Below are 21,320 nucleotides of genomic sequence, written 5' to 3'. Positions count from 1 at the left end.
GTAGGTTTAGTCCCATCTGAGTGAGTTGATAAACAACAACAGTGAAACCTCCCCGACAGAAACCAGGTTCCTTGAGCGAAGCGAAGGGTCTTCCAGAATCACCAATCATCAATCATCAATGAACAATTATGGAAAACTCAACGCCATTGAAGTCAACGGCGAAGGCTTTTAAGAAATTATGGATTGTGATTGCAGGAGTTATAATCGCTGCAATTATTGCTTTAATTTCTCCCCTATTTTTGAATAATCCTGTGGATTATGCTGATATTAATGACCATTTTAAATATGGGTCAATTGGCAGTGAACCAGAAAATGGAGTACCCTATTGGATTTGGAAAGTTCTACCCGCCGTATTTCCTGACAAATTGCCCGGTGAAGGGTATCAGTCCCTAGGTTTTCTTTACGAGACGGGAAAAGACCGCCCCATTGGGTTTTCTCAGCGTCGCGTTTTGATTGACCGCGTTGGCTTGAATTGTGCGATTTGTCATGTCGGTTCGCTGCGGGATACGCCTGAGAGTGAGTCTCAAATTATCCCCACGATGCCATCAAATACAGTGAATCTGCAAGGGTATATTCAGTTTCTGGGAAAAACGGCTTTGGATGAACGATTCACACCCAACCGAATTTTAGCCGAAATTGATGCCCAAGGGGGAAACTTTAATCCGATTCAGACGTTAATTTATCGCTATCTGGTTATTCCCCAAACGAGGGATGCGTTGATTACTCAAGGGAGTCAACTGGCTTTTTTAAACGAACAACCGGATTGGGGTCCAGGACGGGTGGATACGTTTAATCCCTATAAATCGATTCAGTTTCACTTCCCGATGGATGAGTTAGAAGAAGATGAAAAAATTGGTACGGCTGATTTACCCTCTATCTGGAATCAAAAACCCCGTGAAGGATTGCAACTGCATTGGGATGGGGATAACAAATCAGTTCATGAACGTAATTTAAGTGCAGCGTTGGGTGCAGGAGTGACTCCGGTTACGGCGGATTTGGAACGGATTAAGCGGATTGAGGATTGGTTATGGGAACTTCCTCCACCGACTTATCCGTACCCGATTAATCGGGAATTAGCGGCTAAGGGTCAGCCAATTTATCAAAATAATTGTGCCAGTTGTCATGCCTTTGGTGGGGCGAAGCTGGGTAAGGTGACGCCGATTGGGGAAATTGGTACTGACCCGCATCGGTTGGATTCTTATACCTACAAGTTACTGTCTAATCAAAATACCCTGTTTGCGGGGACGCCGGAACGGTTCAAGAATTTCCGTAAGACTGATGGTTATGCCAATATGCCATTAGATGGAATCTGGTTGCGAGCGCCTTATTTGCACAATGGGTCTGTACCGACGCTACGAGACTTGTTAGAGGATTCAGGAAACCGTCCTCAGGTATTCTATCGCGGGTATGATGTATTTGATCAAGAGAATGTCGGTTTTGTCTCAACGGTTGCCCAGGAGAAGGGAAAGCAGTATTTTAAGTTTGACACTACCGTACCTGGCAATAGTAACAAGGGTCATTTGTATGGCATCGAACTTGCTGCGGAGGATAAAGCTGCATTGGTTGAGTATTTGAAAACGCTTTAATTTTTGGATATTGGAGAAGTGCGATAGTTTTGTGTATAGACAGGGTTCACTACTATCACCTTTTTTTACCCAGATGCGGCTGAACCCGCCTCGACCGAGTTTTGAATTAACATCCTTATCCCCCCTGTCTCCCTATCTCCCCTATGTCCCCCATTTTTTAGAATCAAGAGAAAAAATCATGAATTCTTATGCAAAATGGTTTTGTCGTGTTGTCTGGCTAGGCATTGTGGTGAATATGTTTTTTATAATTCCCCTCTGCTTTTTTCCAGAAGTTCTACTTTCGCTATTAAAGATGCGAATACCCGTGCCAATTATCTGGGTAAGGGCGGCTGGACTATTGCTACTGGAACTTAGTATTTTGTATATTCCGGGAGCAATTGATCCTTATCGCTACAAAGCAACGGCTTGGATGTCAGTATTCCTTACACGGGGCGCGGGCGCTACTTTTTTCCTAAGTGCTGTTTTGTTCTTTGGGCAAGAGTTAGGATTTCTCACGATTGCTTTAGTGGATGTATTTTTCATGATTGTGCAAGGGATTCTGTTATTCTTAGCCATGCGGAATCAACAGCCTGAAATGCCAGAAACAGCCCAGTAATTTTCCTAAATCGGTCATTTTCGGAGAAATTAGACGGGTAGCAGTGACCCACTTGCACCAATTAACCTGGGAGCCCACTCAATTGGAGTGGGTTGCCCTAGACTATCACGTCTCTCTAGGGCTTTTTTCATTAAAAGCAATAGGATTAAACTAAACAAAAGGAGAATTTTATGGAAAGTAAAACCTCAAAAATTGGACAAACAATTACAGCGATTGTAATTATTATAATTCTGCTAATTGGTAGTGTAGGATATCTGGCATGGTATAACCTTTTTCGCGAAGTAGACACCTATTACGAATCAGTCGAAGATCATTTTAAATACGGTTCAATAGGTACCGAAAATGCCGAAGGCGTTCCCTATTGGATTTGGCTAGTATTACCCCGGGTTTTCCCGGATAAACTCCCAAAACCTGGTGGCTATACCTCCCTAGGAATTACCTGGGAAGAAGGACAAGAATTACCTGTTGGCTTTTCTAAAAAAATTATCGGCTTTCCCCGCCAAGGAATAACCTGTGCGCTGTGTCATAGTGCAACCTATCGCCAAACCCCAAAAGATAAACCAACCATTGTTCTAGGGGGACCCTCGAATAAATTTAATTTGCAAGGTTATATTCGCTTTCTCAGTGATTGTGCCACTGATCCCCGATTTAATCCGGACTATATTTTAGATGAAATTAGATATAATTATGACCTGTCTTGGTTTGATAAGCTACTCTATCGGTTTATTATTATTCCCCGCACCCGGAAAGAGTTATTAGATCTTAAAGAATCCTTTGCCTGGATGGAAGAACGACCGGATCAAGGATCGGGACGCATTGCTCCGTTTAATCCGGTGAAGTTTCGAGTTTTAGGACTACCCCTAGATGATACAATTGGCAATTCCGATATGATGTCGATTTGGAATCAAAATCAACATGAAGGATTTGCCTTACATTGGGATGGGTTAGAAACATCACTCACAGAAACTGTGAATACTGGAGCGATTGGTGATGGTGCGACGAAGGAGTCAATTAATATTGAGGGATTACAGCGGGTGGAGGATTATATTCGTCAATTACCCGCGCCAAAATATCCATATAACATTGATCAAGCTTTAGCTGCACAAGGGAGTCAAATTTTTGAAAATAACTGTGCCTCTTGTCATGGGTTAGGCGGCGAACGAATTGGAACTGTTATTCCTATTGATGAGATTGGTACTGACCGCTATCGTTTAGATATGTGGACGCAAGAAGCGGCTGATGCGTATAACGAGTTTGCCGAAGGATATGATTGGGATTTTGATCAGCTTCGCAAAACTAATGGATATGTGGCGGTGGCGTTAGATGGTTTGTGGTTAAGAGCGCCCTATTTGCATAATGGTTCAGTCCCGTATTTAACAGATTTATTGGAGATCCCACAGAAGCGGACGAAAGTGTTTTATCGAGGATATGATGTGTATGATCCGGAAAAAGTAGGGTTTATTGCTGAAGGAGTAGAGGCGAAGAAAGAGGGGTTTAGATATGATACGATGGTGACGGCAAATAGCAATCAAGGTCATAGTTATGGTACAGAGTTGGTGGCTGAGGATAAGCAGGCGTTGATTGAGTATTTGAAATCGCTTTAAGTGTTATTCGTGATTTGTCATTTGTCCTTTGTCAACGATTCAAATAAAAAATGGTAAGATTTTGGCATAAGGGTAAAGCCAGTAGGGAGCATCTCCATATCAGCAAAAGTCGTGTGGAAAGCGAAGCGCAAACATTTAGATCGCGTACTTCTAAATGTGAGTCAGATGCTCACACTACTGACTGAGCGGCTCAACTATCCTTGGCTTCCCTGCACCTTAAAGAGGGCGGATTTAGTCAAGTTATCAGTTTTTTAAATCACGTTATCTGTCAAATCCGCCCCGACAAACCTGCACCCCTGCACCCCTGCACCCCTTATTTCTGAAGGGGTAATTACAAATCCCATGACTGATTCAGATAAACAACCACTAACGCTGCAAAAAATCCTTGATGGCTTGGACAATTTAAGGATGGATGAACTGCGGACTCTGCAAAAGGCGATAAATCAGCGGATTCAACGCCATGTTGATGCCTTGGGTAAGCCACTACTGAGCGACTTAGTAGCAGGAGTGGAATGGACTGAAGAGTATAAAGATAATCCACCCATTTCAGATGAACGACTCCAGGAAATCAAAGATGGCGCAAGACCAACAGATGCTGAATTAGAGGATATCGCTGAAGCGTTAGAAATGGATACCGATGAACTTTTGCAGATGCTGCGTTTTCGTCAAATTTGACGGTTTTGTTGGGATCAAGGAAAAATGGTAGTATTGGTTGTTAGCGCCAACATTCCATGAATTGTGGACAAGGGAACCTGATAAAAATAGTGACGCAAAAACTGCTCTTCTTCTACAGCAGATAAAAAGACTTGAATCTTTTCCTTTGTCATCGGATCGATCGCGTCCCCATCCAATTCCCCAATCGAGCCACTGATTTGGATTGATCCGCCTTGGTGTTTCACCTGAAACCCCAAACCCGAAAGGGCGGCTAGTCCCAAATGTAAGGTGCGATCGCTTAATTCTAACTTTTCTTGCAATTGCCCTAGGGTAGCGGATTTCCCGGTGCGACTGAGGAATTTAGCCAGTCCGACTAATTTCTCCCAAACCTGGCGGGGTGGGAGTTGAGGCGGTGGCGGATACGCGATCGCTAATTTTCGTTCGCTTTGCATCGCCCGTCTAAACCAGAGTTGCAATTCATCCCAACTGGTGGGACATTCGAGAACGGTTAACGGATCAGTTGATTCAGGCGTGAGCGTTTCCTCCTGTTCCCCAACCAGGGCTGGTTTAGTCAAATGATCGGACATTGACAGAACGTTATCGGTAAACCCCACCCCTACACCTCTATCCTCCTGCATCCCATCGCGCCAATCTAAAATCCAATCCAGTTGACTGGGAAGATTAAACGAGGAAATTCTATCCCCCGATTGAACCGCCACTAAGCGCACTTCAAAACGTTTTTTAAAGTTATTATAGTCCAGTTCCACAATCGCATTACATCGACCTTTGGGAACTTCATCTCGATAATGTCCCCACCAGATACCCGGAAAGCCCATACTTGTAGAATCATCCCAGATTTCCAATTCGGTTTTAATATATTGTACCTTTTTCCCCTTCAAATCCTGAGTATTGCGATTCCAAACCGATTCAAACCAACAGTTTTCAATCAGCAGCTTAGGAACCGGATTGCCCATTCCACAAGGTTCCAATAGTTTAAGTTCTTGGAATAAAGCTTTTCCCAAAGCAGCAACTGTCACGACAATATCAGCGGTAACGACAGGGGCTAATAAGGCGTCTTGGGCGGCTAATTGTTGGCGTAACTTTTGATTGATCGCTTCGGTAAATAAGGGAATATTTTCCACAGGCAAACTTAACCCAGCAGCAAAGGGATGTCCGCCGAATCGGTGTAATAGGTGTTCTTGGGATTGGACTAATTCATACAGATCAATTCCATTAACCGAACGGGCAGAACCTCGGGCGATTGTTGATGGTTGATGGTTGATGGTTAAGGGTTGATGGTTGATGGTTGATTGGAAAAACTCTCCCTTGTTTTCTTCGCTCCTCTGCTCCCAGACGTGCCATGGCACGTCTCTACATTGCTGCTGTGCTACCCCATCCTCACCTGTACTTAATAAAATTGTCGGGCGTCCATATTCTTGAGCAATTTGACCGGCGACTAAGCCTAAAACTCCCGCTGACCATTGGGGATCGTTTAGGACAATAACATAAGTTGTCGAAAGGTCAAGTTGTGCTAGTTTCTGTTTAACCTGTTCCGTAATATCTTTCTGTAAGGATTTGCGGCGACTATTGGCTAATTCTGTTTCTAGGGCTAAGGTTTGAGTATAGGCTTCATCGCGACGGGTTAATAACTCCACACAAAACGAAGCATCACCTTGAATGCGACTCACCGCATTAATTCTTGGACCTAAGCCAAAAGAAATATCCGTGGGGCGATCACCACTGCGCTGACAGAGTTCTAAAAGCTTGGCTACACCGGGACGGGTGCGGGTTTTCAATTGTTGCTGTAGCGTTTGAATTCCCCGTTGGGCTAAATAGCGACAATCACCACTAAGCTGGACTAAATCGGCAATTAAACCAATCGCCACTAAATCCAATAAGTCCTCTAGAGGTTGTTGGGGAATATCGGGTAATGTTTGATAAAGTGCCTCAACTAACTTATACGCCACCGCCACACCAGATAGATGAAACAGGGGATGGGTTCCGGCAAAATAGCGGGGGTTAATAATAGAAACTACCTTAGGGCGATCATCTGGTAATGTATGGTGATCGGTAATAATTATGTCTATCCCCAATTGTTGAGCATAATCAATTTCGCTGAGATTCGTGCTTCCCGTATCGCAGGTTACGATCAGTTGGGTCTTCCATCGTGCCAGTTGGTCAATTCCCGAACAATTTAACCCGTGAGATTCCGTGATACGATTAGGAATGTAATAGGTGAGTTGTTGATTCTGAGGCAAAAACTGTCCCAATCCTTCCCATAAAACACTGGTTGCCGTAATCCCATCGGCGTCAAAGTCACCCCAAATCGCCACATTTTCTCCCTTATCCCGCGCTTGCTGCAATCGCTGCACGGCTCGCTTCATTTCCTGACCAAATTCAAAGGGACTAGCGGGTTGATATAGATCAGGATTAATAAATGCGGCTAATTGGTTTAACTCGCGAATTCCACGTTGCCATAATACCTGCGCGGCGTAGTATCCTTCTGAGGCTGGGGTGTAGGATTTAATCGCGTCAAGAAACCATTGAGGAACATCAGGAGATGGTTGAACCTGCCATTGGGGTTGAGGTTGAGGCATGAGGGACTTAGGGGTGCGATCGCAATGCTTATTTATTGTACTCTCTCCCCTCCTCCCCTCGCCCTCTCGCCCCCTCGTTCCCAGGCTGAGCCTGGGAATGCCACCCCGGAGGCTCTGCCTCCCTCTTCCTCAAGTTGCGATCGCGCTTTTCTAAAGCTCTATCCCCTGACTCCGCCTGAATGGTAAAATCGAGCCTATACCTGCTATCACTCACCGTCACGATGGGACGATCGCGCTACCGCGTTATAGCCAAACAACCTCACTTCCTCACCTGCACGAGTGTTAATTGGATTCCCCTTTTCAGCAAGCCAGAATTAGCGCAAATTGTTCTCGACTCTCTCCGCTTTCTACAAAGTCAGCAGCGAATTGCTCTACACGGTTACGTTCTCATGGAAAATCACCTGCATTTGCTCGCCTCTGCTGATAACTTATCTAAAGAAATCAGGACGTTCAAATCCTTCACAGCTCGAACAATTATAGATTGGTTGATTGAACACCAGAGTCATTTTCTTCTGACTCAACTCAAAAGTGCTAAACTTGCCCATAAACATGATCAAAATTATCAGGTTTGGCAGGAAGGATTTCATCCGCAAATGATTGTAAATGAACAGATGTTAAAGCAAAAGCTAGAGTATATTCATCATAATCCTGTGAAGCGTGGCTATATTGATGATCCAGCTCATTGGCGCTATTCGAGTTACCGCAATTATATCGGTCAACCGGGATTGCTATCAGTGGATTTGATTTGAGGAGGTGGAACCTCTGGAGTGTCGGGTGAGGGGGAGGCAGAGCCTCCCAAGTGGCATTCCCAGGCTGAGCCTGGGAACGAGGTACGGCTGAGCCTGGGAACGAGGTACAGCTGAGCCTGGGAACGATAGGACAGGACATCTATGCATAATATGACAACAACACTCAAACTGCTCTCTGAGTGACTTCCTCTCCGTAATCAATCCTAAATAGAGTTGCTCTAAATTCGATAATTCAGATGCATTGCTCCCTACATTTCTAGTTAGAGGATGTATCAGTCTTCGCGTTGAGTGTTGCTGTTAGAAGTTGCGTCTTTGGCAAGACAGATATTAGATTTAACAGGTTCTTCGCCTTTCCTCCTTTCTCGGTTTTGCAAGTAACGTTAATATCTGTCAGTGAAGCTTTCTGATTAGCTTCAATTTCTACTTTACTACTCTCTGTGCAAAGTACAAGCAATTGAAATTTTATTTTACTTTTCTTTTCAATCCATAACCTATCGAAATTTAACTTTAAACTGATGAGAGTACCTGCTCTAGTCTAAATCAAGAGTATAACTTCTGTGACTAATCCCCAAACGGCTCCAGGGAAAAGCTTTGCACTAATGTGGTTTTGACGATATCCTCATGAGTGGGTTGGAGCATATCCAGCAGCACCACGATGTTATTTCCGTTAGGAGATAGCCGCACCTCTCGAATCCCATAGCCTTTCACGGCATCCCGGTAGTTGTTCAGATTACCCAGAGTCAAGCGCTGATTCTGATAATTTATGATTAAGCGCATGGACGCCCGTGCGACTGGAGAAGTGCCTCCAGATAACAGGGAGGGGATACGCCTTTGCTCTAGACGAATTTGTAACGGCTGGTTTTTGAGGCGAAATGTAACGGTTTCGATATCATCTGACTGACGGGTGCTATCAATGACAGGGAGTTTAATGCCTACTTTTAGCTGATTCAGTCCCAAATCTTGTCGGAGTGTTAATGTATCTTGCAGCAAGTCATTTTCAGCCGCTTGATTACTGAGACTATAGGCATCGCGATCATAGTCTGTTCGCAGACAACCATTTCTAACACAAGAGTTATTGGGGATATTGATAATTTGGAGATGAGCCGTGGGAACCTCTGTCACTGAATCCCGATAACTTTCTAAGTAAATATAATGACGATTATCAGGGGAGAATCCCGCCAAGCGAGCAGAAGCGTTGAGTACGGCTGCCAATGCGGGGTTGAGGAACAGGATCACACTAGCTGCGATCGCGGGAGACACGAGTGATGCAATTTTCATAAAAATTGAAAATTTTCATGAGCCGATTTTGCCTCATTTAATATAACCTAAATTTAATTGATTCCCCTAAATTCCGGTCTGATTGCCGTTCTTGGTTAAACTTTCTCGTGGCTAGCAGGAGGTAATTAGGTTTTCTGGGATGAGTGGCAATTGGCACATTGAATTCAATTTTTTCCGGATGCTCTTAGGCAGATAGAGAATGAGGAAAAAGTAGATGCACCCTGATGACTCCCCTCAGCGCTTATTTCTCCTTCGCGTTGAGGGTTTTTTCTAGAAAAACGTGGTAAATACAACAGGGCGAAACTCCCCCTTCCCTTAGTTTTCGTCTACCTGCCGATTAGGACTGAATACTATAATCGACAATTAATCTTGCCGCTCTATACACCTCCTGGTCAAGGTTATCCAATAATGCGATCGCGCTTTTGAACGAAAGTTGAGCGCAGTCCCTAGATGGTATCTTGATTTAGGTAGGGTTAGCGAAATGCTCAACTCCAGAATGTATCATCTGAGTCCGGCTCTTGGTCAGGAGAAGCCGTCTGATTTTGCACCTCGGTGTCTTGGTCATCGACTAAACTCTTTTGTAATTGACGACATCTAGACAGGAGTTCTGCCAGATTTTCTTCCATATCTTTGAGTTCAAATAGCTGGATTGGGTTGGAAAAGGACATTTATTTAGGGTCTGAATGGTTTACTTTTACCTAGTTCTAGTATTCCAAGTACAAAGCTAAATTCCGTGTATTACTTATAATTTTTTGATGAAGTTGTTGCTAAAAAATGGTAAAGCTAATACTCTTCTGATGAAAATTATTCAAGAGGTTTTTTTCATAAAAATATGTCGAGAAAAATTAAAAAATAAGTCGTAATTAGACTAGGGTCAAGGGCGGGTCAATCTAATCCATTTTTTGCCAGAGAACGAATTAATCTGGTTTTTTTAGGTGCTTAACATATATAAAACGATTTTTTGGTGGATAAAATATTCTCAAATTGCGCTCTTATATCTACCTCAATGCTTCTTATAATTAATTTTCCCAAAATTTATGTCTTTGTGACTATACATATTGCCTCCTTTATTCTCCCTTTGAAGCAACAACTTTAATTCCCCAAAAGATTAAGTGATAATCGGCAAAAACATAAGTGGAAATTTGAGGATACTGAATCTGTAAATAGTTTAGCAACAAGTCAGAGTCTCCGCCAGTTAAGGCAATCGGGCTGTTAGGGAATCGATGCAACCAGTCGGCAATAAACTCTCGAATTCCTGCTAGTAGAGTATAAATAACGCCACTTTCAATCGCCTCAGACGTGTCCACTGCCCAACGGTTGGGTAATTGGCACTTAGGTGAGATAGAAGGTAAGGCGGCTGTTTTGTGGGCTAATGATTCTAGTTGTAATTTGAGTCCTGGTAAAATAGCACCACCCACGAGATGGCGATGATCATCGACACCCGTAAAGGTTAGTGCTGTCCCCGCATCAATCACCAGCACTGGATAATTATAGGTTTCCCCTGCCCCTAACACAGCGAGGGCGCGATCAATGCCCAAGGTGGGATAGACGCCTAAAAGCGGTACATCCTCTAGAGTAATGACGTGGGCAGCAGGATAGGTTTGCCACAATGGGGTTTGCTCAGGAATGACTGAAGCGATATAAAGGGGTAGGTATTGATTGGAGGAATACCAGGAAACGAAGGGTTCACCGAAAACGGTGGTAGGTAGAAGACCAGATGTCCAGTGTTGGAGGAGCCATTCCACCTCTGCTGCTGGAAAATGCTGGGTATCCCAAGCATCTTGGAGAGTATCTCCCGCAAACCAAGCCCAGTGCAGCCGAGAGTTACCAATCATCAATGCGACATAATGGTCTTGGACATTCATGTTCGGTTAAAATTACTTAAACGTTGGAGATTGGAGATGGGATAGGTTAAATGTATACCATTGGGTGCAATAAAAGTTTCAAAATTACCGCTTACCAATTCTGTTGGATGTTTGACTTATCCCAGTTCACTTCTAAAAACAGTAGTTGACCTTGGCAATCCCCCAAACCATTGATTTGCTGATCTACCTATTACCAATCAAGGGCATTCATTGCTGGGGGGAGGGAATAATCTGCTTTCATTGTTGGTTAATCCTGATCAGGTGCAAATGCGATAAGTAATTAGATCCATCTTACGGCTTAGGAGAAAGGTTGCCTTGAGCTTGAGTATTTTATATTGATGGATAAGGAGGTTCATGTATGTACGTACCCGTTTGGCCCGGTAAAAGTTACCCTTTAGGGGCAACTTGGGATGGCAAAGGCACAAACTTTGCTTTGTTCAGTGAGAACGCAGAGGCTGTCGAGCTTTGTTTATTTGATGATGAGAATCAGGAGACACGCTTGGAGTTGACGGAAGTCAGCAACTTCGTCTGGCATGGTTATTTACCGGGGATTAGTCCGGGACAACGGTACGGTTTCCGAGTCCATGGTCCCTATGCACCGGAGGAGGGTCATCGTTTCAATCCGAATAAACTGCTAATTGACCCTTATGCTAAGGCATTGGATGGCGAGATTGGCTATGGAGAGGAAATCTTTGGCTATCCGTGGGATGATCCAGAGAAAGACTTGATATTGTCTGAAATTGATGATTCTCACCTCATTCCCAAAGCCGTCGTTGTTGATGAGTCTTTTGACTGGGAAGATGACGAATTTCTGCAACGACAGGCTCACGAAACTATTGTTTACGAAACCCATGTTAGAGGCTTCACTCAGCTACACCCAGACATCCCTGAACCCTTACGCGGCACCTATGCTGGACTGGCGCATCCTGCCGCGATCGCGTATCTTCAGACTTTGGGGATTACGGCGGTGGAATTGCTCCCCGTACATCACTTCTTGTCCCAACCGGGACATTTAGTGGATAAAGGGTTAAAGAATTACTGGGGTTACGATTCAATTGCCTATATGGCGCCCCATGCCAACTACAGTGCCAGTGGGACTCAAGGGCAACAGGTGAGTGAGTTTAAGGAAATGGTCAAGGCGCTGCATAAAGCGGGCATTGAGGTGATTCTGGATGTCGTTTACAATCATACCGGCGAAGGAAATCATCTCGGTCCTACCCTTTCACTGCGCGGAATTGACAATGTGGCATACTACCGCCTTGTAGAAGATGACCTCCGCTATTACATGGATTTTACCGGGTGTGGTAATTCCCTGAACGTGCGTCATCCCCAAGTCCTGAAGCTAATTATGGATAGCCTGCGGTATTGGGTGCTAGAGATGCATGTGGATGGTTTTCGCTTTGACTTAGCCTCGGCATTAGCACGAGAACTCTATGAGGTGGATAGTCTGGCGGCATTCTTTGATATTATTCACCAAGACCCTGTCCTCTCAAATGTGAAGCTGATTGCTGAACCCTGGGATGTGGGCATGGGAGGCTATCAAGTGGGTAAATTTCCCCTGCTGTGGTCAGAGTGGAATGGGCAATATCGAGATACCGTGCGAGACTTTTGGCGAGGTGAAGATAGCAGTTTAGCTGAATTTGCCTATCGCTTCACCGGAAGTTCTGACTTGTATGAGTCCAACGGACGCCGACCTAGTGCTAGCATTAACTTCATTACCGCCCATGATGGATTTACCCTGAATGACCTTGTAAGCTACAACGACAAGCATAACGACACCAATGGGGAAGAAAACCGGGATGGGGAAAGCCATAACCGTTCCTGGAATTGTGGGGCGGAAGGAGAAACTGATGATCCAGAGATTCTCCAGTTAAGGAATAGACAGCGGCGCAACTTTCTGGTGACGCTGATGCTATCCCAAGGCGTCCCCATGCTCTTAGGCGGCGATGAAATTGGGCGAACCCAAGACGGGAATAATAATGCATACTGTCAGGATAGTGAAATCTCCTGGTTTGATTGGGATTTACCGGAGGGAAATGCCTCACTTCTCAACTTTACCCGTCAACTGATTTACTTCCGCCGCCAGCATCCGATTTTCCGGCGACGCAAGTGGTTCCTCGGTCGCGCTATCTACGGTTCTAGCGTTAAGGATATTGCTTGGTTCAACCCCGATGGCGGTGATATGACAGAGGATCAATGGCTGGCAGGATATACCAAAGCGATCGGTATTTTCTTAAACGGTGAAGAAATTGCCGCGCGGGGGGATGAGGGAGAACGAGTCATGGATGATAGTTTCTTCCTCTGCTTCAATGCTCACTATGAGATGATTGAATTTACGCTCCCCCCAGGATTGCAAGACCGGGAATGGCTGGTTTTGATTGACACCGATAAGCCTCGCTTTATCGAGGAGGAGATCAGCTATACCGAGGATAAGCCGATCTCTGTCACCGCGCGATCGGTGATGGTGTTGCGACGACGATAAGGTTAGCTGTAGAGACGTAGCCTGCTACGTCTCTATAATTATGCTCCCCCATCTTCCTCATCTGCCCCATCTACCACCATCGCAATTGTAAATACCCGCGTTCGGGTTGCTTCAATTCCTCATCGGTTAGCCATTCTACAGGCTTATACGTCCCGAAAACCCGATCCCACCAATCTACAGCTAAACCAAAATTGTGATGCCACATTTTATATTTGTGGTGGACATAGTGAACAGGCATTTTCATCCAGAAGCACCGTCTTGGATTTTCGTGCTGTAGCTGATGGGCATAGGCACAAAAGGCAGCATAAAAAAGTCCACCCAGGAACCAACCGAGTCCAACTTGCCAAGAATAGAAGAATAGGAGGCACATGACAATAAAGCTACCCCGCACATAATCCCGGAACTCCCACAGCACCCCCTGTCCTTCATTGCGGCGGTGATGATCACGATGACGTTCACCAATGCGGGCATTAGCGTGCATCAAGCGATGCATCCAGTATTCCACGAAAGAAGCGAGGACAAATGCCAGAACAAAACAGATGATTGGGCTAATCAACTCTTTTCCCTCACACGTTCGACTAACTAATTGAGCGACAATTTGCTTCTCAGTATATTATCGGGGAATTTTTATCTCCCGGCTGCCTAAGAAGGGCGGGATCAGTGCCAAAACGTTATTGGTAAAACCCACCCCTACCCTAGGGAAGATTACGTGGTGGAACCGTTCGCCCTTCATAGAATCGTCGTTCCAACCTACCCAATCCAAACCAGCCGATGCTAGCAATTAACGCAACCCCACTGGAGAAAATGGCTGAGATGGTTGCCGTTTTGTCAAAAAACAGCGTCAGTAACGGGATAATCGCCCAAGCAATTGCCCCCACGACAGCAACACCACGACGAATCTGCCGAATTTTAGCTAAGGCGGTGCTGCAACTTTTACACTTTATCGTATGGGAGTGATACCGATCCAGTAGCGTTTCTTGTGATAATCGGGGAGGTAGGGGTTCGTCAGGGAATGAATCTGCATTATATTGATTCACCCACTGGCGGAACTCGAACACAAAACGATCGGCTTTTGTGGGTAGATAAAACGCTTTGCTGAAATTGGAACTCCCGCCTTTAGCATCGAGGTAACGTTCCTGATAATGGAGAAAAATTTGATCATCTTCCAAAACCCCATTCTGCCCAATGTGAGAGTACCAACGGGGAGTGAGTTTAATGAAGAAACCGGGGAGTTTAGCCGCAAATTTAAAGGGGAAGCGAGCAAATAGGCGACATTCTCCCTTGCGAATCGGCGTAGCATACACCACCGTCATGGTTCTGCCAAATTGTTTCGAGGTGAGGTCATGCCACATTAATGTGGGGGCAATAAATGTGGTGTCTTGGCGTCCGAGAGTTCCTTTGCGGGGTCCTTGTTCCCAAACTCCTTTAAACCCCTGTTTCCCGGATTCGGTAACTTCTAGCTCAACTGGACTGGCATAGGCGCGATCGCTGACGGAGCGATGATGGGTAAAGGGAACGTGGCTCACATCTAGCACGTTTTCCAATAATGTCAACGCATCGTAGGGCAAATCCCTAAACGTGTCAATGCATACCCATTCCTCTGAGGAATCGTCCCAGGGTTCGACGATGGGAACCTTGACATTGGGCGCGTTTTCTGGGTTGCCGGGATAAACGAATAATAGACCCTGACGTTCAGTGGTGGGTAAGGCGGTAACGCAGGCGCGTTTGGAGGTTTGGGCGGTACTGTCTTCAGTTTGTTGAGGAATGCGATCGCACGTTCCTTCTCCTGTAAATGCCCAACCATGATAGGGGCATTCCAGCAGCCCATCTTCAGCAATTCTACCTTGTGACAGGGGAGCAAGTCGATGGGGACATTGATCGTCAAAAACACGCCAGCAATCGGCAACTTTATCCCACCAGATGACTAGATCTCGACCCAGCAGAGTGAATTGAGTGGGTTGGGAGTGATCTAAATCCTTAAGGTAATGAACGGGATACCAGGCTTGTGTGCGATCGAAGGAATGGGTCATGGTTTAGGCAACAGGGCATTCTCATAAGGCTCCTATCCAAGTTTATACAGAAAAGGCGGCTGGAAACCCACGACATCAAAGCGTGAGATGAGCTGAATCTGGGAAAAACGTTCATCATTGATTCCTACCCTAGAAGGATGAATCATCAGCTTACCCCCTGTCAGGATATTCCTGTAGACATGGTGGCTACCAGTTAACGAGACAATCCTGATACTATCGCCGCAGGAATGGCACAAGGCTGCTGCTGAAATGTTAGCTGTGTAGATTCAAGAGGCAATCGCCTAGAGAGGCTAAGCGAGAACAACGCCATACTATTTGGCATTCCACCTGAAATCGGGTTAATTCAACCTGAGATTTATTGTGCTGTTTCTGTGAAAAAAAGGAGGTTTCATGCAACGCCAGCAATGGTGGAAAAACGCTGTCATTTATCAGATTTCGCCGTGGAGTTTTAAAGACACCATAGAAAATGGCAAAGGAGACTTAGAAGGGATTATTGAGAAACTCGATTATATAGCTGCCCTTGGCGTCGATGCCATTTGGTTAACGCCCATCTTTCAATCCCCGATGAACGATCTAGCTTATGATATTACCGACATGCGTAAGGTTGATCTAATGTTTGGGACGCTGGAAGACTTTGAGCGATTACTGAACCTATCCCATACCCTGGGTCTGAAAGTGATGATTGATCAGGTTTGGAATCACACCTCAGATCAGCATCATTGGTTCCAGGAAAGTAAAAAAAGTCGGGATAATCCCAAAGCCGATTGGTATGTTTGGGCAGACGCCAAAGACGATGGTTCTGCTGGTTGATGAACCGATTAGCGCTAAATTAATGCGCGATACCCTGAAGAAAGTGCAACAGTATTTCAGCGAAGGGGGTAATTGCTGGATTGTCGGAAATCATGATTATGGTCGTCTCAAATCCTGTTGGACAGGAAAAGATGCTGAAGGGAATCCCTATCCAGAGGAATTTTATCATGCGATCGCGGCAATGTTACTCTCCCTACCCGGAGCGTTTTGTCTCTATCAAGGAGACGAGTTAGGCTTACCCGAAGCCCGAATTCCAGAGGATATTCCCCCCGAAGAAATTAAAGATCCCTTTGGTAAAGCCCTGTATCCAGAAGTTCCTGGGCGCGATGGTTCCCGCACACCGATGCCTTGGAAATCTTATGCCGCCAATGCCGGATTTACTGTCGCCCAACGCGCCTGGTTACCTGTTTCCGAGTCTCATTTGGGTCTAGCCGTAAATGTCCAAGAACCTGATCCCAACTCTCTATTAAATACCTGGCGACGTCTGACGCATTGGCGTCAAGATCAACCCGCTTTAATCCAGGGAATGACTAATGCTAAAGTACTGGATACAGACGAACCTCTATTTGCCTTTATTCGGGAATCAGAGGAACAGCGTTTACTGTGTATTTTCAATCTCAGTGATACACCAGAACAGTATGATTTGTCAGCTTATCCAGATTGCCAGGAAGTCAAGGGTTCTGGGTTTACCACAGACCGATCAGGCGATCGGCTAAAAATTCCCGCTTATGGCGTCTTTTTTGGGGAATTAAATTTATCTTAGTTTCCTCATCAGTTATCAGTTGTCAGTTATCAGTTATCACCGACTTAGCACTGCTATTGATAACTGTTCACTGAACACTGTTTACTGAATTTACACTTGTTATTACTTTCTGTCTGTATTTAGTAACTAGGACTAAATGGATTGAGATCGAGTAAACAGTCCCTCCACTAAGCTTTTTCATTGACAGGGCTAAGCGAATACGTTAGAATTTTACTATAGACATTCGCTGAGGTCGAGAGCGTATGCAAATTACTTACAAGTTTAAGTTGAAACCAAACAAGCACCAAGAAAAAGCCTTCGAGCAAGATAGGCTTAACATCCGGTATGTTAAAAATCGAATGATAGGTGACAGAGAATTTACTTGTCAGTCTCGCTTTATTTTAGGTGATTATTGCTCTCTTTACAACAAACAAACATACTGGGTTACAACATTAAGGTCTGATATTGAAACATACATAAATGTAAATCCGCGTAAATCATCTCAAGAATGCTCAGAATGCGGGTTTACTTCTCCGAAAAATAGGGATAAAGAAAAATTTGTATGCGAATGTTGCGGTCACTATGCAGGCGCGGATATAGATGCTGCAATAGTGATAGCTAATCGTGCAAAAGAAAAGCTTGGAATAGTTTCTCTACCGTTGGTCAATCGGAAAGTCACGCCTAAACCTGAAATAACAGGTTCTCCAAAAAAGAGGGAGTCATTGGGGTTGCTCGTGAGTCCTAGGAATCCGTCATCTAAGGTTAAATATAAGGTTAAATATGTTCAATTTGATTTGTTTAACCTGAAAACCGAATGGGAAACAAGGTGAAACCTGCTTCCCGAATCTAAAACTATAGCGTTAGCTTAGTTTTAGTTCTTCAAGTCACGCTGTACTTAGAGGCTTAGAGAGTAAAGCCACAAGAGGTAACAACAAATAAATTTAATCGCGTATGATTGAACAATCTACCCTCAATCCCAAATCTACCACCTTAGACAAGGTTGAAAAACCCAACCCAAATCAAAAATCCAATGAGTGGTGGCGTAGTGCCGTTATTTATCAGGTGTATCCCCGCAGCTTCATGGATAGTAATGGGGATGGCATCGGTGATCTGAAGGGGATCACGCAAAAACTGGACTATATCGCCTCCCTGGGCGTTGATGCGGTTTGGGTTTCACCATTTTTCAAGTCCCCGATGAAGGACTTTGGCTATGATATTTCCGACTATTGTGCGATAGAACCCATTTTTGGCACAATGGAAGACTTCAAGCGTCTCCTGAAGAAGGCAGATGAGTTGGGCTTAAAGGTACTCATTGATCAGGTATGGAACCACACATCAAACGAACATCCCTGGTTTCTAGAGAGTCGCAGTAGTCATGATAATCCCAAAGCTGACTGGTATATTTGGGCGGATGCAAAGCCAGATGGGACACCGCCAAACAACTGGCTTTCAACCTTTGGTGGGAGTGCTTGGACATGGGACTCTCAACGGGAACAGTATTACCTGCACAATTTCCTAGCCGAACAGCCCGATTTAAACTGGTATAACCCAGAGGTTAGACAAGCCATTCTGGATGTGGCAAAGTTTTGGCTAGATTTGGGTGTCGATGGTTTCCGCCTAGATGTGGTGAATTTCTTTACCCATGATCGCCAACTACGGGATAATCCACCCCGACCCAAAAATATGAAGCGACCGGCTGGAGCAGATCCCTACGATCCATTTTTCTCAAAGTGGAATAAATATAACTTTTGCCAACCGGAAACCTTGGAATTTCTTGAACCAATTCGGGAATTGATGGATCAATATCCCGGAACAATGACGTTAGCGGAAATTAGTTCGGCGGAAGATGCGATTCTCACCTCCAGTGAATATGTTAAAGGCGAGAAACGTTTACATACAGCCTATAACTCAGTCTTGATGCATGATGAACCGTTGAGTTATGAGCGAGTGCGCGACATGATCGAGCAGGTAGAAGCTCATTTTCAAGAGGGGGTGATCTGCTGGACAGGGGGTACTCATGATTTTCCCCGACTCAAAAGCCGCTGGCTGAAGTTTCTCATTGATGATAAATTCACTCATGCCATCTTTGACCATTTATTTATCGCGCTACAGCTTTCGCTACGAGGAAGTTGCTGTATTTATCAAGGGGATGAACTGGGTTTAACCCAAGCCACGATTCCCTTTGAAAAAATGCAAGACCCCTTTGGACTAGCCGGGTATCCATCAATTGTAGGTCGAGATGGCTCACGCACCCCCCTACCCTGGCTCAAAGATGCGCCTAATGCTGGCTTTACCGCAGCAGCAGAACCCTGGCTACCCATTGCAGAGGAACATCGCGATCAGGCGATTGACCAGCAGGATCATGAAGCCATGTCTCTTTTGAATAAATATCGCCGTTTGATTCATTGGCGCAAGCAACAACCGGCTTTACTTAAAGGGAATTTAACGCTGCTGGATACAGATGAACCGCTAGTGGGATTTACCCGCCAATGTGAGGAACAAAACCTCCTTTGTCTGTTTAATTTGAGTCCACTACCTGTTCATTTTGATTTATCGCCCTACCCCAATTGTTTGAGAGCCGATGAGTCTGATTTTACTAACCGACGGTATGATGGCGTTGTAGAAGTTCCCGGTTATGGCGTTTATTTTGGAAATTATTCAACTGAATAACGTTTAATTTTCAAAGCCTAGAGGTTTGGGCATTATTGATTAACAAAGGGGGGATTTGGTAGGATTCTCCCTTTGTCCTAAGCCCCCCTTGAGATCGGGCGATTTTAATCGCGGTTACACAAACCAAGTCCGCCTGCGCGGACTGGATGATAAAGGGGTTAGTCAACCCGGATTTAGTTCACAGAATCTGGACTTCAGCGACTTCTAATCACACTTATGATGCAGTACAGACGATTTGGGCGTACCGAACTACAAATGCCAGTACTCTCCTGCGGCGGAATGCGGTATCAATTTAAATGGAAAGATATGCCCGCCTGGTTAATTCCTCAAGATAATCAACACAACTTAGACGCAACGATTCGTCGAGGGATTGAAGTCGGCATTAATCATATTGAGACGGCGCGGGGTTACGGCACGTCAGAAATGCAGTTAGGCAAGATTTTGCCTACATTTCTCCGTGACCAATTAATTGTCCAGACAAAAGTTAGTCCTAAATCAGACCCCAAAGAATTTCGGCGTCAGTTTGAACAATCATTGAAATTCCTGAAACTGGACTATGTTGATTTACTCGGACTTCATGGAATAAACACGCCTCAATTGCTCCATGATAGCATTCGTCCTGGGGGCTGTCTGGATGTGGCTCGTCAGTTGCAAGCCCAAGGAAAAGTGCGGTTTATTGGCTTTTCTACCCACGGCGCTACTGATTTAATTATCAAAACGATTGAAACGGATCAATTTGATTATGTAAATCTGCACTGGTACTACATCAATCAGTTTAATTGGTCGGCGATTGAAGCCGCCACCCGTCACGATATGGGTGTTTTTATTATTAGTCCGTCGGATAAAGGAGGAATGCTGTATAAACCGCCGCAACGGTTAGTTGAACTGTGTCAACCGTTGAGTCCAATGGTATTTAATGACTTATTTTGCCTTTCCCATCCCCAAGTACATACCTTAAGTTTAGGTGCATCCCGCCCCAGTGATTTTGATGAACACCTGAAAGCGGTTGAATTATTGGATCAGGTTGATGAACTATTACCCCCCATTGTCGCACGATTAGAAGAAGCCGCGATCGCACGACTCGGTGAAGACTGGTTCAAAACCTGGCACATCGGTTTACCCAGCCACGAGGAAACCCCTGGTGGAGTGAATATCCCGGTAATTTTGTGGCTGAGAAATTTAGCGTTCGCCTATGATATGGTTGAATACGCTAAAATGCGTTACAACCTCTTAACCAATGCGGGACACTGGTTTCCGGGTGCTAAAGCCGATAAAATCGGAAAATTTGATCTTCAGCCATGTTTACACCGGAGTCCCCATGCTGATACAATTCCTACTTTACTCGAAGATGCGGATCAGCGCTTAGGAGGTGCAACTGTTAAACGCTTATCCCAACAATAACCTATAGCGATTCGACTGGAGTCGGAAGCATTTCGGTGAGTCAAACGAACTCTTAACTGGCAACAGAAGATTTCCTAACTCATTTAGGATTGCGACATCAGTTTGTTTCTCCCCTCATTCACGCTTAATTGTTATCCCTATCACAGAGAAAAAGCGGGAGGACGGAAGCCCCGTATTTTTAAATCGGGGATGAAGTCCGACACGGCGAATTCATTCGCCGTCATTTCCTCTGGTTTTCAATATAGCGTCGAACCGTT

General features: G+C 44.9%; 17 protein-coding genes. 11 read left to right on the top strand and 6 right to left on the bottom strand.

Going from position 1 to position 21,320, the window contains the following annotated elements; translation table 11 throughout:
* Nucleotides 1-128: 128 nt before the first annotated feature.
* The 4 genes from ACLGGO_RS15775 (at nucleotide 129) to ACLGGO_RS15760 (ending at nucleotide 4,460) form a co-directional block, all read left to right on the top strand.
* On the top strand, nucleotides 129-1,586 hold the full coding sequence (locus ACLGGO_RS15775; protein ID WP_446420007.1) for a c-type cytochrome: 1,458 nt from the start codon (nucleotides 129-131) through the stop codon (nucleotides 1,584-1,586).
* 178 nt (nucleotides 1,587-1,764) lie between these two features.
* Nucleotides 1,765-2,181, top strand: coding sequence for a hypothetical protein (locus tag ACLGGO_RS15770; protein WP_446420006.1), 417 nt, complete (start codon nucleotides 1,765-1,767; stop codon nucleotides 2,179-2,181).
* A 170-nt stretch (nucleotides 2,182-2,351) separates the two neighbouring features.
* On the top strand, nucleotides 2,352-3,785 hold the full coding sequence (locus ACLGGO_RS15765) for a c-type cytochrome (RefSeq protein ID WP_446420005.1): 1,434 nt from the start codon (nucleotides 2,352-2,354) through the stop codon (nucleotides 3,783-3,785).
* Nucleotides 3,786-4,127: 342 nt separating this feature from the next.
* Nucleotides 4,128-4,460 carry a hypothetical protein gene (locus ACLGGO_RS15760; RefSeq protein WP_446420004.1) on the top strand — a complete coding sequence of 111 codons (333 nt, stop codon included), beginning with the start codon at nucleotides 4,128-4,130 and terminating at the stop codon, nucleotides 4,458-4,460.
* A gap of 14 nt (nucleotides 4,461-4,474) precedes the next feature.
* Here ACLGGO_RS15760 and ACLGGO_RS15755 read toward each other — a convergent pair whose 3' ends face one another.
* Nucleotides 4,475-7,036 (bottom strand): single-stranded-DNA-specific exonuclease RecJ, encoded by a 2,562-nt coding sequence (locus ACLGGO_RS15755; RefSeq protein WP_446420003.1) that lies wholly within the window; start codon nucleotides 7,034-7,036, stop codon nucleotides 4,475-4,477.
* A gap of 221 nt (nucleotides 7,037-7,257) precedes the next feature.
* On the opposite strand from ACLGGO_RS15755, the gene ACLGGO_RS15750 reads away from it, so the two are divergent.
* Nucleotides 7,258-7,785, top strand: a complete 528-nt coding sequence (locus tag ACLGGO_RS15750) for an REP-associated tyrosine transposase (RefSeq protein WP_446338927.1) — start codon at nucleotides 7,258-7,260, stop codon at nucleotides 7,783-7,785.
* Between the two features lie 561 nt (nucleotides 7,786-8,346).
* Here ACLGGO_RS15750 and ACLGGO_RS15745 read toward each other — a convergent pair.
* The 3 genes from ACLGGO_RS15745 to ACLGGO_RS15735 all read right to left on the bottom strand — a co-directional run bounded on the left by ACLGGO_RS15745 (nucleotide 8,347) and on the right by ACLGGO_RS15735 (nucleotide 10,928).
* Entirely contained in the window at nucleotides 8,347-9,063 is a 717-nt protein-coding gene (locus tag ACLGGO_RS15745) for a DUF2259 domain-containing protein (RefSeq protein WP_446338898.1), read from the bottom strand.
* 485 nt (nucleotides 9,064-9,548) lie between these two features.
* Nucleotides 9,549-9,731, bottom strand: coding sequence for a hypothetical protein (locus ACLGGO_RS15740; RefSeq protein ID WP_446338897.1), 183 nt, complete (start codon nucleotides 9,729-9,731; stop codon nucleotides 9,549-9,551).
* A 399-nt stretch (nucleotides 9,732-10,130) separates the two neighbouring features.
* On the bottom strand, nucleotides 10,131-10,928 hold the full coding sequence (locus ACLGGO_RS15735; RefSeq protein WP_446420002.1) for a pantothenate kinase: 798 nt from the start codon (nucleotides 10,926-10,928) through the stop codon (nucleotides 10,131-10,133).
* Nucleotides 10,929-11,286: 358 nt separating this feature from the next.
* Here ACLGGO_RS15735 and glgX point away from each other — a divergent pair, with 358 nt between their 5' ends.
* Nucleotides 11,287-13,410, top strand: coding sequence for a glycogen debranching protein GlgX (glgX, locus tag ACLGGO_RS15730; protein ID WP_446420001.1), 2,124 nt, complete (start codon nucleotides 11,287-11,289; stop codon nucleotides 13,408-13,410).
* A gap of 70 nt (nucleotides 13,411-13,480) precedes the next feature.
* Here glgX and ACLGGO_RS15725 read toward each other — a convergent pair whose 3' ends face one another.
* A complete protein-coding gene (locus tag ACLGGO_RS15725) occupies nucleotides 13,481-13,966 on the bottom strand; it encodes a sterol desaturase family protein (protein ID WP_446338894.1) in 486 nt (161 codons plus the stop codon).
* Between the two features lie 139 nt (nucleotides 13,967-14,105).
* Nucleotides 14,106-15,440, bottom strand: coding sequence for an aromatic ring-hydroxylating dioxygenase subunit alpha (locus ACLGGO_RS15720; protein ID WP_446420000.1), 1,335 nt, complete (start codon nucleotides 15,438-15,440; stop codon nucleotides 14,106-14,108).
* A gap of 390 nt (nucleotides 15,441-15,830) precedes the next feature.
* Here ACLGGO_RS15720 and ACLGGO_RS15715 point away from each other — a divergent pair, with 390 nt between their 5' ends.
* From ACLGGO_RS15715 to ACLGGO_RS15695, 5 genes are all read left to right on the top strand, one after another.
* Nucleotides 15,831-16,250, top strand: coding sequence for an alpha-amylase family glycosyl hydrolase (locus ACLGGO_RS15715; protein WP_446338892.1), 420 nt, complete (start codon nucleotides 15,831-15,833; stop codon nucleotides 16,248-16,250).
* Entirely contained in the window at nucleotides 16,234-17,013 is a 780-nt protein-coding gene (locus ACLGGO_RS15710) for an alpha-amylase family glycosyl hydrolase (protein ID WP_446419999.1), read from the top strand. The genes ACLGGO_RS15715 and ACLGGO_RS15710 overlap by 17 nt, the downstream gene beginning before the upstream one ends.
* 242 nt (nucleotides 17,014-17,255) lie before the next feature.
* Nucleotides 17,256-17,822, top strand: a complete 567-nt coding sequence (locus ACLGGO_RS15705) for a zinc ribbon domain-containing protein (RefSeq protein ID WP_446419998.1) — start codon at nucleotides 17,256-17,258, stop codon at nucleotides 17,820-17,822.
* 121 nt (nucleotides 17,823-17,943) lie between these two features.
* Nucleotides 17,944-19,662 (top strand): alpha-glucosidase, encoded by a 1,719-nt coding sequence (locus tag ACLGGO_RS15700; protein WP_446419997.1) that lies wholly within the window; start codon nucleotides 17,944-17,946, stop codon nucleotides 19,660-19,662.
* Between the two features lie 219 nt (nucleotides 19,663-19,881).
* Nucleotides 19,882-21,063 (top strand): aldo/keto reductase, encoded by a 1,182-nt coding sequence (locus ACLGGO_RS15695; protein ID WP_446420034.1) that lies wholly within the window; start codon nucleotides 19,882-19,884, stop codon nucleotides 21,061-21,063.
* Nucleotides 21,064-21,320 lie beyond the last annotated feature (257 nt).

The sequence above is a fragment of the Coleofasciculus sp. genome (assembly GCF_046565525.1).
Classification (GTDB): domain Bacteria; phylum Cyanobacteriota; class Cyanobacteriia; order Cyanobacteriales; family Coleofasciculaceae; genus Coleofasciculus.
The sequence above is the reverse complement of the archived record's forward strand: the minus strand, read 5'-3'. Positions and strand labels throughout refer to the sequence as shown.

Coding starts and splice junctions, on each gene's coding strand:
- ACLGGO_RS15775 (WP_446420007.1), top strand. CDS start 129: ATGGAAAACTCAACGCCATTGAAGTCAACGGCGAAGGCTTTTAAGAAA.
- ACLGGO_RS15770 (WP_446420006.1), top strand. CDS start 1,765: ATGAATTCTTATGCAAAATGGTTTTGTCGTGTTGTCTGGCTAGGCATT.
- ACLGGO_RS15765 (WP_446420005.1), top strand. CDS start 2,352: ATGGAAAGTAAAACCTCAAAAATTGGACAAACAATTACAGCGATTGTA.
- ACLGGO_RS15760 (WP_446420004.1), top strand. CDS start 4,128: ATGACTGATTCAGATAAACAACCACTAACGCTGCAAAAAATCCTTGAT.
- ACLGGO_RS15755 (WP_446420003.1), bottom strand. CDS start 7,036: ATGCCTCAACCTCAACCCCAATGGCAGGTTCAACCATCTCCTGATGTT.
- ACLGGO_RS15750 (WP_446338927.1), top strand. CDS start 7,258: ATGGGACGATCGCGCTACCGCGTTATAGCCAAACAACCTCACTTCCTC.
- ACLGGO_RS15745 (WP_446338898.1), bottom strand. CDS start 9,063: ATGAAAATTGCATCACTCGTGTCTCCCGCGATCGCAGCTAGTGTGATC.
- ACLGGO_RS15740 (WP_446338897.1), bottom strand. CDS start 9,731: ATGTCCTTTTCCAACCCAATCCAGCTATTTGAACTCAAAGATATGGAA.
- ACLGGO_RS15735 (WP_446420002.1), bottom strand. CDS start 10,928: ATGAATGTCCAAGACCATTATGTCGCATTGATGATTGGTAACTCTCGG.
- glgX (WP_446420001.1), top strand. CDS start 11,287: ATGTACGTACCCGTTTGGCCCGGTAAAAGTTACCCTTTAGGGGCAACT.
- ACLGGO_RS15720 (WP_446420000.1), bottom strand. CDS start 15,440: ATGACCCATTCCTTCGATCGCACACAAGCCTGGTATCCCGTTCATTAC.
- ACLGGO_RS15715 (WP_446338892.1), top strand. CDS start 15,831: ATGCAACGCCAGCAATGGTGGAAAAACGCTGTCATTTATCAGATTTCG.
- ACLGGO_RS15710 (WP_446419999.1), top strand. CDS start 16,234: ATGGTTCTGCTGGTTGATGAACCGATTAGCGCTAAATTAATGCGCGAT.
- ACLGGO_RS15705 (WP_446419998.1), top strand. CDS start 17,256: ATGCAAATTACTTACAAGTTTAAGTTGAAACCAAACAAGCACCAAGAA.
- ACLGGO_RS15700 (WP_446419997.1), top strand. CDS start 17,944: ATGATTGAACAATCTACCCTCAATCCCAAATCTACCACCTTAGACAAG.
- ACLGGO_RS15695 (WP_446420034.1), top strand. CDS start 19,882: ATGCAGTACAGACGATTTGGGCGTACCGAACTACAAATGCCAGTACTC.